The sequence below is a fragment of the Sphingomonas sp. BE138 genome, from assembly GCF_031456125.1.
Taxonomy (GTDB): domain Bacteria; phylum Pseudomonadota; class Alphaproteobacteria; order Sphingomonadales; family Sphingomonadaceae; genus Sphingomonas.
The window spans coordinates 24,530-35,959 of sequence record NZ_JAVDUC010000021.1 but is presented as its reverse complement, the minus strand read 5'-3'; the positions used below and the strand labels follow the sequence as shown (position 1 = coordinate 35,959).

The 11,430-nt window shown below is 66.4% G+C and carries 12 protein-coding genes; 1 reads left to right on the top strand and 11 read right to left on the bottom strand.

Going from position 1 to position 11,430, the window contains the following annotated elements; translation table 11 throughout:
• Positions 1 to 583: 583 nt before the first annotated feature.
• The 11 genes from J2Y58_RS18015 to J2Y58_RS17965 form a co-directional block, all read right to left on the bottom strand.
• Complete coding sequence (locus J2Y58_RS18015; RefSeq protein WP_017980682.1) at positions 584 to 1,138, bottom strand: hypothetical protein; 555 nt, start codon at positions 1,136 to 1,138, stop codon at positions 584 to 586.
• Between the two features lie 255 nt (positions 1,139 to 1,393).
• A complete protein-coding gene (locus tag J2Y58_RS18010) occupies positions 1,394 to 1,816 on the bottom strand; it encodes a hypothetical protein (RefSeq protein WP_020486653.1) in 423 nt (140 codons plus the stop codon).
• A complete protein-coding gene (locus J2Y58_RS18005; RefSeq protein WP_310106253.1) occupies positions 1,813 to 3,108 on the bottom strand; it encodes a Fic family protein in 1,296 nt (431 codons plus the stop codon). The genes J2Y58_RS18010 and J2Y58_RS18005 overlap by 4 nt, the downstream gene beginning before the upstream one ends.
• A gap of 143 nt (positions 3,109 to 3,251) precedes the next feature.
• The gene (gene mobF / locus J2Y58_RS18000; protein WP_310106250.1) at positions 3,252 to 6,245 is read right to left on the bottom strand and encodes a MobF family relaxase; all 2,994 of its coding nucleotides are present in this window, start codon (positions 6,243 to 6,245) and stop codon (positions 3,252 to 3,254) included.
• Entirely contained in the window at positions 6,242 to 7,054 is an 813-nt protein-coding gene (locus J2Y58_RS17995) for a hypothetical protein (protein ID WP_017980687.1), read from the bottom strand. Before J2Y58_RS17995 ends, mobF begins: the two co-directional genes overlap by 4 nt.
• Complete coding sequence (locus J2Y58_RS17990) at positions 7,051 to 7,368, bottom strand: hypothetical protein (RefSeq protein WP_310106247.1); 318 nt, start codon at positions 7,366 to 7,368, stop codon at positions 7,051 to 7,053. Before J2Y58_RS17990 ends, J2Y58_RS17995 begins: the two co-directional genes overlap by 4 nt.
• Positions 7,369 to 7,703: 335 nt before the next feature.
• The gene (locus J2Y58_RS17985) at positions 7,704 to 8,087 is read right to left on the bottom strand and encodes a hypothetical protein (RefSeq protein WP_066486878.1); all 384 of its coding nucleotides are present in this window, start codon (positions 8,085 to 8,087) and stop codon (positions 7,704 to 7,706) included.
• Positions 8,084 to 8,326 (bottom strand): hypothetical protein, encoded by a 243-nt coding sequence (locus tag J2Y58_RS17980; protein WP_066652219.1) that lies wholly within the window; start codon positions 8,324 to 8,326, stop codon positions 8,084 to 8,086. Before J2Y58_RS17980 ends, J2Y58_RS17985 begins: the two co-directional genes overlap by 4 nt.
• On the bottom strand, positions 8,323 to 8,658 hold the full coding sequence (locus tag J2Y58_RS17975; RefSeq protein ID WP_017980691.1) for a hypothetical protein: 336 nt from the start codon (positions 8,656 to 8,658) through the stop codon (positions 8,323 to 8,325). Before J2Y58_RS17975 ends, J2Y58_RS17980 begins: the two co-directional genes overlap by 4 nt.
• Positions 8,655 to 9,050, bottom strand: a complete 396-nt coding sequence (locus J2Y58_RS17970) for a hypothetical protein (protein ID WP_017980692.1) — start codon at positions 9,048 to 9,050, stop codon at positions 8,655 to 8,657. The genes J2Y58_RS17975 and J2Y58_RS17970 overlap by 4 nt, the downstream gene beginning before the upstream one ends.
• A 53-nt stretch (positions 9,051 to 9,103) precedes the next feature.
• Complete coding sequence (locus tag J2Y58_RS17965) at positions 9,104 to 9,940, bottom strand: hypothetical protein (RefSeq protein ID WP_310106239.1); 837 nt, start codon at positions 9,938 to 9,940, stop codon at positions 9,104 to 9,106.
• Positions 9,941 to 10,053: 113 nt separating this feature from the next.
• Between J2Y58_RS17965 and J2Y58_RS17960 the strand changes: the two genes are divergently transcribed.
• Positions 10,054 to 11,214, top strand: a complete 1,161-nt coding sequence (locus J2Y58_RS17960; RefSeq protein WP_310106237.1) for an IS110 family transposase — start codon at positions 10,054 to 10,056, stop codon at positions 11,212 to 11,214.
• Positions 11,215 to 11,430 lie beyond the last annotated feature (216 nt).

Sequence of the window (11,430 nt, the reverse complement as noted above, 5' to 3'; positions counted from 1 at the left end):
GCGGCGCCTCAGCGGGGGCAGCGCTGCGCTGCTTGGGAGGCTACACGCTGCCCCCGCTGCCACGAGGCGTGTCGCACTTCGGCTTGAAACCGCACAGTAATATGCGCCTCCCCGTCTCGCCGCGCAAGCGGCGTCCATGGCACCGGCCCGACTAGCGCGATCGTTCCCGTCGCGACGTCGAAGCTGATTGCATCGGCAAAGGGTCGGAGCACCTCGCTTGGACTTGCTTAGGTGATCGGCAGGCTGACTTCGCCGACGGTCAGACCGCTCGTCACCAAGGTCAAGCACCGCCCTGTTTCTCGGATCGCGCACGACTCCCCCGCTGATCCCGTCCAGCGCCACCGAGCTGATCCGTAACAGCCTGATCTCGCCGCGCTGGATGGCTGAGATCACAGCGCTTCTTAAATCATAAGCAGGAGCCGCCGAGAGCGTACACTCGAGCGGCTTCTGGACTGGCAAGCAATTCCTGCCGGCGGGTCTCGCGACAGTAAGCCTAGCTCACGGGCAAGCTCAAGAGCGTCAAATTGCCATGCGACCCTGATCCAGCAGACTGAGGGTTGTCATGACCAGCGCGGATTTAGCTCTACGCCTTGCCTAGTGCGCGCATCGTATCGGGCAATAACGTGTACACCGCCTCGCGCCGGGCGCCTCGATTGTGGTGATCTACTCGCCAGCCCTCATAGTGGCGCCGGACCAGCCCTGCCCGGACCAGCTCGGACACCGCCCGGCTGACATTACACCGGCCGGAGCGGCGCACCCGCTCCAGCACCACTTGCTCCACTAGTCGTGACGCTGCGTCAGGGTCTCCTGGCAGCTGCTCCTGCCCTGCCAGTTCCACCCTCACCTGCTCGGCCAGCGCTGCCCGCTTATGATCGCGGGCTGCCATGGGAGCGAGGGAGTCGCACAACCAGTCGCGCAGCCGAACGGCCTGCCCCTGCCGGAGGACGTAGGGTCCTGCCTTGCCCCCCTGCCCTGCCGCGCGCGCGATCAGGTTCAAGACCATGAAGGCGTAGCGCGGCCGGGTCGACACCTGCGCGATAACATCGATGATCGACGGCAGACCCTCGGCTAAGGGCGTCTGGGACGAAATCCTCGGCGGGGCCACCGGGGATGCGGAGAACAAGTCACCTTGAATCATGGGAACAGGAGAAGCACGAAACGGGAATCGTGTGAATCCCTTCCGGTTCGGCCGGCGGCGTTTCTGTCGGCTGCGACACTTTGCCGCTGGGCAAAGTGTCGCGATTGGCATTTCCAAACTATCTACTTGTGGGCGTCCACACTCCTGATCGGCCTACACGCAATCAGTACCCGTTTTCGCTCGACCGGAAGCCATTCGGCTGCGCGCGGTCCGCCGTTCTGTCGTGGAGCGGCAGCCCGAACTCTACGCCAAGCGCTAACTGTCGTCGGCCCTCTCGCCGGTGTCCGCGGCGTCCGGTTCCAACCGCCTCCACGACCATCCCGCTACCGCGAGCGCTCTGTCGATCCAAGTGGCAACGTGCCCTGGCTCGCCGCTGCAATACCAGGTGAGATAGTCTCCCTCCTCGCGCACCCAGGACACCACCTCGCCGGCCCGCCTGAAGCCGTAGGAGACGTCCATGCCATCTGGACCGGACCAACGAATGTTGGCGAGCGCACACCAGAGGTCGACAGCGCACGCGCCATCCGCTCTCACCCGTTCGCCGAGAACACGGTCGAGGATGATCTCGAATGCCTTGTAGGGTCGGTAAACACGGCTGCTGGGCTGACCCTGGAAGTCGTTGCGGCTGAAGAACGGGAAGGTTGCCTCCGTCGAGTTGATCCGCATCATCGCGGTCACGACACCTTACCATTGGCCGCCCCGTGTCGCACCGCTGATGATTCCAGCGGCTGACGCAAGCCGCTACGCGCTTCTGGGAACAGTCCCGGCATCCAGCGCCCCGCCAGCGTGGCAGGAAAGGCGATCTGCAGGGGCGCCCGGGAACTGTCGGCCGTCAGCACGCCGAGACTCGTCAGCGCGGAGGTAACCCGGCGCGCTTGGCGTTCGCCAGTGCCGACGATACTCTCTACCTCGCCGCGCGGGAGCTCGCCTCGGTACAGCGCTGCGTCAATTACCTGGATGGCCTTGGCCGGCAGCCTTCCCCCGTCCGTCTCTTCGGCCGCCCAGCGCCGGATGCGACTGCGCAGCTGGTCGGGCTCGACCAAGCCGGCCATGAAGTCGACTTGGTCGATGCAGGTCTTCAAGAAGAAGGTCGTGAAGCTCGCCAGCTCCTCCTCGCTTAGCGAGCCCCGCCCATCAAGGTCGTTGCGGCGGGGTAGGTCGCAGGCGGCAAGGTGCCGCTTATAGGCCTGCACGTTGCGGCCGAGGCCGCGCGCGATGGACCACACGCCGCCCGTGTCGAGCGCGTCGAGCAGCATGGCGTGCGACATGAGGCGGGCGACCCGCCCGTTGCCGTCGAGAAAAGGGTGAATCCAGGCGAACCGGTGATGCGCGGCCGCGAGAGATACGATGGCGTCCGTCGCGCCGCGCTTCTGATACGCCCAGGCGAAGTGCTCGAGAAAGCGCGGCACCGCCCCGGGGCTGATCGCAATGTGCTGCCCGACCCGAACATCGCGGGTCCGCAGGGCACCGGGCTCGACCAGAACGCGCTCGCCGCCCTGGACCGGCTCAATCCAGAGCATCGACTCGGGCAGATGCTCGCAGAAGCGTCGGTGAACCTCTTGCAGGCCCTCCACGCTCGTCGCCCGGCCCGCCAGCCCTCCCCCGTCGATCCAGCCCTGGACCGCGAAATGGGCGGTCGCCTCGAGCTGCAGGTCCCGCTTGGCCGGGTCAGCGCTGAAGTCGTTCTTCAGCGCCCGCTCGATGTCGACGGGGTGGGTATCATGCCCCTCGATCAGGTTGCTGTAGTAGCAGGTCACCGTTCGGACGAGACCGGCGAGCCCAGCCCGGAGTGCGGGCGGCAGACTGCTGCGGAAGGCGGCAGACTTGGCGGTCAGCTCGATCGCGAGGTCGACGGCGTCGCGGTACCGCGGCCCGCCCTCCCCCATTTTCATGGGCTGCACGGCGCCGATGCCCTCGCCCCGGTCGGCGACCACCCCGAAGTCCGGTTCGTTGGCCATGTCCTGCAGCATCTGGATTACCTGCTTGCCTCGCTAAGGTCGTCCGATCTCCGCCACCCTTGGCCGCTACGATGTCCGCTTCGACGGCCGGCAAACCCAGATCATATGAGCAGGAACGAAGCTGATCCGCCCACCCGTAATCGCAACGCGATGTCTCACATGTCGAAGTCGTAATCGTGGTCGATCTCGATCTCCGGCTCCTTCACCAGCTCTCTGACCGGAACCGGCGCCTGCCGAACAGCCTCCGCCACCGGCTTGGCAGGCTCGCTGCCGATGGATCGGAGGGCGGCACTCATCGCCTCCAGTTGGCGGCGATCGCTCGCGCCAGGATCGTCTAGTCGGGGCAGCTCGCCCGTGGCCGGATCGAATCGCTCCCTACCGGACAACGAGAGCTCGGGTGCCACATCGCTCGCGTGCGGAACGTCACCGCGATGTGACTCGATCGCGTTGGCGAGCGCTTTCTTGTCGTCGGTGTGCAGCGACACGTCCTCGCGCGCGCGGGTCTGGAGCACGTAGTAGAGGCTCTCGCTGTTCAGCAGCCTGTCGCGGCTGTCCATCACCGTGATCGCGCGATCGACCGTCATCCCTTGCGCACGGTGCATGTTGATGACAGCGCCATGGCCAAGCCGCTCGCGCATCGGATCGTCGGGCCCGATCACATGATCCCGGTCACGGCCGGACAGGTGGAGCGTGTCGCCATCGATCGCGGTGAGCGTCATCGCAGCACCGTTCGCCATCCCGCGCTTCAGGTCGCTGGCCGTGAAGACCAAGCGGTCACCTTCGCGAACTTCGATCTCTCCGGGAACGGAGAGCGCGGCCCCCTCCCCTCCCGATCGGAGGCTTTTGGGATCGAAGAGCCTGGTTTGACCGTCACGGGCGAGCTCGAGCATGCCGCTCGCCCGATCGATCAAGCCAACCTCGTAGGATCCCGGCACAAGCCCTGACTGGTGGCGGTAGATGTCGAGCCGCATCCCCTCCGCCCAATGCCGGATCTGGCGCAGCTCCTCGCGGGTCAGGTTCAGCGTATCCCAGCTGAGCAGGCTCAGGGCGTCCGCGCCCAGCTTTCCTCTAGCCAGCAGCTCGGCCCGAACCGTCTCCAGCACGGCTTCGCGCAGCACGTGCCCCGAAGTGAGCAAGGCGGTGCGGTCGCGTTCTTCGGGCGAAAGCTGCAGATATTCTACAACGGCCGCTCCTGCGGGATGAGCGTTCTCCTGGACCTTGTTCCCGAGCCGTTCGAAAGCAGCAGCGACCCTGCCCTCGCGTGCCAGGGAGGCGGCCTCACGGAGCACATCGGTCTGTTGGCGCCGGTTCTCGGTCAGCCGCACCGTCGGAGCCTCCGCCTCCTGCAGCAGCGCGAACGGCCGCCCGGCCTCTACGGCGGGTATCTGCTTCACGTCACCGACCAGCACCAGCTTGGCGGCCTCGCCGTTCCGGGCGACCTCGAACAACCCGGCAAGCTGACGCGAGGACACCATCGAGGCCTCCTCCAGCACCACGACCTTGCCCTTCATCAGCGCCGACAGCTGCTCGTTCGGCTTGGCCGGGCCGACCCGGCTAGCATGCTCCTTCAGCACGGATGCGAGCGAGCGCACCTCCAGCCCCCGTCCGGTCAGGTCATCCATCAACTTGTTCTGCGGGACCAGCACCAGCATCCCCGCCCCTACTTCCGCGCCAACCTCCCGTACGAGTTCGAAGAGGAACGACTTGCCGGTACCGGCATCGCCTTGGACGACCTGGATGCGGTTGGTGCCGGACAGCATGGCGTGTACCGCGACACGCTGTTCGCCGGACAGCGTGACCTCGCGCCGACTGGCCGCGCGGTCGAGTGCGGTGTCGACCGAAGCGGCCTCGAGGATGGGTGTCCCCTGCCCCACCCCGCCATGCGCGGCCGCAACCAGCGCCTTTTCCGTCGCCAGCATATCGCGGGTCGTGAGCCGGTCTGCGTGCAGGCTGCCGCGCGGACCGGCGATGAGCACACCTGCCTCGCGCAGCCGCTCGATGCGCTCCTCGATACCGCGCACCGTCGCGCCCTTCTCCGCCATATCGAGGCTGCTTTTCAGCAGGTTCGCGTAGGTGAAGCTCGCTTCGCGTTCGCCGAGGTGCCGAACACCGGCCGCGACCGCATAGCCGCTCGCCAGCTCGGCGCTCCGGCGCACCGCATCCGTGCCGTGAAGCAGCGGCTCGGGTCGTGGTCCGAAGGCATGCGTGATCCGCTCAAGTAAGGCGGCCCCCCAGGCACGCACGGCATCGAGTACGGACCGCGGCCGCTCGATTCCGCGCGCGGCGTCCACGACGGCGGAGATGGCAGCACCATGGACCTCGGCCTTCTCGGCCCACATGACGCGGGCAACCGTGGCATCGCCCGCCTGTTTGGCGTCGCGAGTACTGACCGCGATCGTCTCCATCGCCTTCGGGCCGGAAGCCCCAAGCTCAGCCGCCCGGCTAAGGATCTGTTCGCGCCGTGCGCTGAACGCATCGATGGCGGCACGCGGGATACCGCTGATCTCGAACTGACCGTGCTTGCCGGTGATCTCGATCCGATAGCCGAGCTGCTCCAACCGGGCACGGAAGTCGGCATGGAAGGCGGCGCCGATCGTGCTCGAATGCTTCCACAGCGCCGGATTGTGGAGGGCGACCCAGCGACCGTCACCCCGCTGTGCGGCATTCGCCACGACGACATGAGCGTGGGCCTGCGGGTCGAGCTTCCGGCTAAGGTCATGGTAGAAGATCGCGTACACCAAGCGACCGGGTTCGATCACCGCGCCGGCCTTGCCCGACCGCACCTCCCCGAACCGCTCCTCGGCCCACGCCATGGTGCTCCGGATCGCTTCCGCAAACGCTGGCATGACCCGCTCATCGCGGCCGATCATGGCGACCAGCGATACCGACTTCGGCGCGCTGAACGTCAGCTCGAACCCCGGCGCCCGCTCGCCATTGCCCCCTCTCGCAATAACGGCCCCGTTGGGCAGTTTGCCGTCCAGCACCTCGGCGAATTTTCCGGCATTCACGGTGCCGGACAGACCGAGTTCCTCGGCCCCTCCCCCGCCCCACTCGGAGGGCCCTTCCTGCTCCCCGGTGTAGTAGTTGTCGGCCGCATAATAGCCGGCGGCATCACCGCCGCCGGCGATCGAGTTGGGCCGGACGGTCACGGCGTCGTGCCGAGCAGAGGCGGAAAGGTGAGCCGGCACGGAAACGGCTTCTTCATGCGCTTCGCGTGGTCCACGCATTCGGCGTACCGGACCCGGTATGTATCATCGCCGAGAAGGCCTTTGGTCTCCGCCATCAGCTCGCCTTTCGTGCGCCCATCGCCTGCCAGGCTCCATGCCGCAGATGCCGAGTCACTCTCACCCAGAAGGCGGATGGAAAGCCAGCGCGTCGGCGCCGTATTCGCGAAAAGTAGGCAGATCAGAACAAGTCCGGCGATGCCAAGGGCGGCACCTGCGCCAAGCTTTGTACGCGTACCCGACTGACGCTTCTCGATGCGATCGAGCTGCTTCCCGAGGCTCTTCGCCTGCTCCTCGGCGGCTTTGGTGACATTGAGAACCGAGGCGGCCAGAGCGCCCTGCGCTTCCTTGAAGATGGTCGTAAATTCGGCCTGGAACTTGGCGATCATGTCGCGGAGATGTCCGGTCCCGCCGGTCTCCTTGATGGTCGTCTTGATCGCGTCGAAGCCTGCGTTCAACGCGCCGGGCAGATCCTTCGTTTGCTGGGCGATCAGGGCCGAGACGCGGCGCGTGATCTCGCCGATTTGAGCGGTCTGTTCCTCCATGCGATCGGCATGGCGGCGCTCACGTTGCTGACGCACCGACAGGGCTGCTTGTGCCTCCCTGTCGAACATGGTGGTGACCGCCTGTTCGACGAGATCACGGATGGGAATATTGCGCCGTTTGGATTCGGCATCCAGGCGGCTGTGGACCTCACTGGAGACGTCGATCCGCCTGCGGCCGGCATCGGTCATCGCCGCAGCATCCCGCGCGCTTCGGCCAGCATCCGGGTTGCCAGGTCGGTCCGGCGCTGCCGCATCTCAGCCAGCCCCTTCTTGCTCTCCGGGCCACGCCCGACCTGCGCTTCCGCGACGACTTCCAGGCCGGCACGAACCTTGGTGAGCTGGTCGAGCAGGATCTCGTCGAGCGGCAGCAGCTCGTCCTCGAGTGAGCGCACCAGCGTGTCCGCCACCCAGGCGCTGCGCGTCTTGCCGACCTGGCCCGCGCGGCGCTCGATGCCGGCAAGCTGGTCGGGTTGCAGGTACACCGTGATCGGTACGCGCGCCATGCGGACCCCCTTCTACCCCGGAAGGGAGTGTGCATTGCGCATAACGGGCGCGCAAGGAGGAAGTGCAGAGCAGCGCCAGAAGAAACGCTGCAAATCCGTGCTCTAGATGCTCTGTGGACCACCATGGACCAGACGGTCCGAGCACAGCATCTGCGTCGGACCATGCCGCTCAAACGACGCGAATCTGCCCTTTTTCGCACCCCGTCAGGGTGCATCGGGTGTGCCCCTACCCTTACTGCTCAGTAAGCTGGCCGCCGTAGATGATGTGGTTCTTTCGGGCGCATCCCCGGATTCCGGCGGAGCACACGGGCCGGCGCATGAGCCGGCCAGCCGACTCAGTCTTGCCCCGCCTGACGCAGGCTTGCCCGTAAGGCTTCGAGCGCCTCCTCGCTCAGCGTTTCAGGCGTCAGCACCAGCCGGTCCCGCATGGCACGGCGCGTCAGCCGTATGAGGAAGGCCAGTTCCGGCGCCTCGAACGGGTCGTTTACCGCCAGCTCGCGCGACCGCTCGCCGTCGGTGATCGTGAGATGGAAGATGCGGGCTTCCAGTGCCGGCCAGGCCGGATCGGGTCGCGTGAAGAAGTCGATCGCGTCGGCATGGGCGAGGAGGTTGGACCAGTCCTCCGGAGCGATCTCATCGAGCGTGCGACCCTCCTCATGGTAGAGGGTTCCATGCGGGGTGAACCATCCCGAAATCCCAAGCGTGATGACGTCCGTCATGGGTCGGTTCCCTCCCCGTTGTCGGTCGGGCGCTGATGCTTGTGCCGGTCGTGTTCAGCACCGCTCGGAGCGTCAGGATGGCGCGGCATTGCGGCGGCCCCCGGATCGTTCCAAACCGTGTCGAACGCATGCTGAAGGCGAGCTGCAACAAGGGTGCATCCAGCCCGGTCGAGCAACGCCAACGCCAGGCGCATCAGCGCCAATGCCGTCCTGACATCGTGGTGTTCGACGTCGCTCATCGGCGGGCGTGATCCGGGTTAACGACGGGCCGATGGACATTGCCAGAGCCATCCTGTTCCGCAATCGGTCTGAGCTCGAGATGCGGCATCAGGTTGCGTCGGATCTGGTCGTCGGTGCCGGGGCCGTACCAGCCGGCGCAGCGGTCCTCTTCCGAGAACCGGTGCCACGCCATGAACGCGACATCCTCACTGATGGCGATGCCGTCGGCAGCCAGGACAGCCACGATCCGAAGTACGTCATCACGGTAGTCGACGCGCATCCGCTGCTCCCATTCGAGCGGCTTCAGAACCGCCTGGTAGCGTAGCCGTTCGTGCCCGGATCGATCGGTCATTCGCCCTCTCGCGTGCCGCTTATTCCTGAGGGGATCCCGAGCCGCTCACGCTGCTCGTCGCGGGTCGCGTAGCGGTCGGACCTGATACCTACAATTTCTGTCCGCGAGCCATGTCCAGCGGTCACGAGAGCGGCCCGGATCAGCTCGCCGACGTCATGCGAGCCGGCCTGCGCTTCAAGGCTGGCAAGCATGGGGTAAGGCAGGTCCAACATGACCCGGATCATCCAATCTCCCGCCTCGGTGCGGGTCGGGTAGCCGCCGTGTCCTGGCTCGCTCCAGTCGGTGCCGGCGAGGAGCAACCGCAGGTCCGTCGAAGGGTCGGCCGACGCATAGGGCGGGGTCTCACGGGAGGGCAAAGGCGTTAGTTTGAAGTCGCTCAGGTCGATGGTCATGGCGGGTCTCCGTTCAGGGTTTCCAGTTTATGCAAATCGGGCAGATCGGCTCCTCAGAGTCCGTAGGTGCACGGCGTCGAGAAGGTCGGCGCCAGCGCATCACGCCGGGACCAGAAGGTGGATTGGCCGTTGGGCGTTAGCGTGGTCGGGGGCACCGCGATCTCGACCATGGGACCGCGGATCTGGACTACCGTGCCGCAGTTGGTGACGGTTCCGATCGCGAGGTCGCGTCGGAAGGCTTCGTGCCGGTTCTGCTCGGCCTCTCGGTCGGCGACGTAGCTGTCCTGGGTGCGTTGGAACCATGCCGCAGAGCGGATCTGGTCGGGGCGGCAGGCATAGACGGCGGTGCGGGTCGGGACCATCGACACGCGGCTCATTAGCCGGCTGCCCAGGTCGCCTTTCGTCGCCACCTCGGTCGTGTCGAATGTGATCGCGACGAAGCCTCCGAGGACCTGGTCCGGTCCACGCGAGCACACGGCCGACATGCCGTACCAGAAGTGCTTGAACTCGCCCCGGGGCGGCAGCCTGCGGCCGAGCGCGCGATCGCGGAAGGTGCGTGCTGCGTCCCCCTCCTCCGGCTCGAGCCGACCGCCCTTGGCGCTACACTCCTGAGCGAAGGCATCGCGGGCGCGCTCGGCTGTCGCCGAGCCGTTGGTGGTAATCTTCTCGGAGAAGAAGGAGTAGCCGATGATCTCGTCAGCGTCGTCGAGCAGCGGGAAGACCTGCGGCGACGGGCGGGTCCGAAGCGACCCGCTGGTCTTCACGTCGGTATCGCCGCCGATGGTGGTGAGAAAGTCAGCGACACCGAGTGATTGCTGCGCCATGGCCGGAACGCCCGCCAGAGCCGCTGTGAGCGCCGCTACGGCTCGAAACGTACCCTGCCCTGCCATGACCGCCTCCCCGTCGTCTGGAGGCGTTCTCCGGCCCGTGAGCCGGTTGTGGTTTAGCTGAGGTCTTCTCTGTCCGGCGGGTGCACGATGGTGTCGCGGAAGGAGAGAGCGCGATGGCCAAGAAGATCAGCAATACCGAGATCCTGGGGGTGCGGGCGGCGGCCGAGGCAGACCCCGCACGGGGCCGCGTCTGGGTCGGTCTCGACGTGGGACTGAAATCGACGGCGGTGTGCGTGCTCGATGGCGACGGCAAGGTCGTGCACCAGTGCTCGATGAAGACGCACCCGACCGAGATCGGGCGCTACCTGGCCAAGAACTTCACCTCCAACGTGGCAGTGGTCGGCATGGAGACGGGCGCCATGTCCGTGCACCTGTCAGGCGGCCTGCGTCGGCTCGGCTACCAGGTGGCAGTGATGGACGCGCTCCAGGTGCATCGCGTTTTGTCGCTCAAGCGCAACAAAACCGACGCCAACGACGCCCGCGGCATCGCCGAGATCACCCGCACGGGCCGCGACTACCTGACGGAGGTCTACGTCAAGAGCGCCGCCTGCTACGAGGTGCGCGCGCAGCTCATCATGCGCCACCGGCTGGTGCAGCAGCGGCTCGCCAACGAGAACATGATCCGCGGGCTGCTGCGCGTCTATGGCGGGCGGGTCGAGCCGGGCGCCAAGTCGGCCGCCACCTACCGGGACCGGGTGGTCGAGCAGCTGATGCAGATCCAGGATCGCGACGGCCTGAACCTGCGCTCGCGCATCCTGCCGGTGCTCGATCTGTGCGAGCGGCTCCAGGCGGACGCGGAGCGGATCGAGACCGAGCTGGAGATGCTCGCGGCCGCCAACCCGATCTGCCGGCGCTTCATGGCGGTGCCCGGCGTCGGCGCCATCACCGCCTTGTCGTTCTTCACCGCCATCGAGGAGCCGTCCCGCTTCCACCGCGCCGACGACGTGGCGGCCTATCTCGGGCTCACGCCGCGGGTCTACCAGTCGGGCGAGAGCCTCACCCATGGCAGGATCAGCAAGATGGGCAACCGGCTGACCCGCACCCACCTCGTCACCGCCGCCACCGTGATGCTCTCCGCCACCAAAACCTTCTCGTCCTTGAAGGACTGGGGCCTCAGGCTCGCCAAGAAGGTCGGCTTCAACAAGGCCAAGGTGGCGGTCGCGCGCAAGCTCGCCATCATCCTGTTCGGCATGTGGCGGGACGGCACCCATTTCCAGTTCAAGACCGAGACGGTCGAGCCGCACCGCCAGATGATGCAGGCGGCCCGCGCCTGACGAGGCTTCACCCGTCCGTCCTCATGGACGGTATGATCCTCCCGGGAGGCGGAGGGACCGGCGACTTCGCTTTAAACGCTGGGGCAGCGATGACCCCGAGCTACGGTTGTTGGAGCGCCACCCTTCGATACGAACCGACCCCAATGCGGCGTGCGACATCATCTGAAGGCTGCGCCACGACAGCCGTCGCATGACCCCGAAGAGACTGTTGCACCC

What these genes read in the sequence shown, in the direction of transcription:
- J2Y58_RS17980 (WP_066652219.1), bottom strand. Translation starts at nt 8,326, where the DNA reads ATGAGCGACGTCGAACACCACGATGTCAGGACGGCATTGGCGCTGATG.
- J2Y58_RS17960 (WP_310106237.1), top strand. Translation starts at nt 10,054, where the DNA reads ATGGCCAAGAAGATCAGCAATACCGAGATCCTGGGGGTGCGGGCGGCG.
- J2Y58_RS18005 (WP_310106253.1), bottom strand. Translation starts at nt 3,108, where the DNA reads ATGCTGCAGGACATGGCCAACGAACCGGACTTCGGGGTGGTCGCCGAC.
- J2Y58_RS17985 (WP_066486878.1), bottom strand. Translation starts at nt 8,087, where the DNA reads ATGACGGACGTCATCACGCTTGGGATTTCGGGATGGTTCACCCCGCAT.
- J2Y58_RS17975 (WP_017980691.1), bottom strand. Translation starts at nt 8,658, where the DNA reads ATGACCGATCGATCCGGGCACGAACGGCTACGCTACCAGGCGGTTCTG.
- J2Y58_RS18015 (WP_017980682.1), bottom strand. Translation starts at nt 1,138, where the DNA reads ATGATTCAAGGTGACTTGTTCTCCGCATCCCCGGTGGCCCCGCCGAGG.
- J2Y58_RS17995 (WP_017980687.1), bottom strand. Translation starts at nt 7,054, where the DNA reads ATGACCGATGCCGGCCGCAGGCGGATCGACGTCTCCAGTGAGGTCCAC.
- J2Y58_RS17990 (WP_310106247.1), bottom strand. Translation starts at nt 7,368, where the DNA reads ATGGCGCGCGTACCGATCACGGTGTACCTGCAACCCGACCAGCTTGCC.
- J2Y58_RS17970 (WP_017980692.1), bottom strand. Translation starts at nt 9,050, where the DNA reads ATGACCATCGACCTGAGCGACTTCAAACTAACGCCTTTGCCCTCCCGT.
- J2Y58_RS17965 (WP_310106239.1), bottom strand. Translation starts at nt 9,940, where the DNA reads ATGGCAGGGCAGGGTACGTTTCGAGCCGTAGCGGCGCTCACAGCGGCT.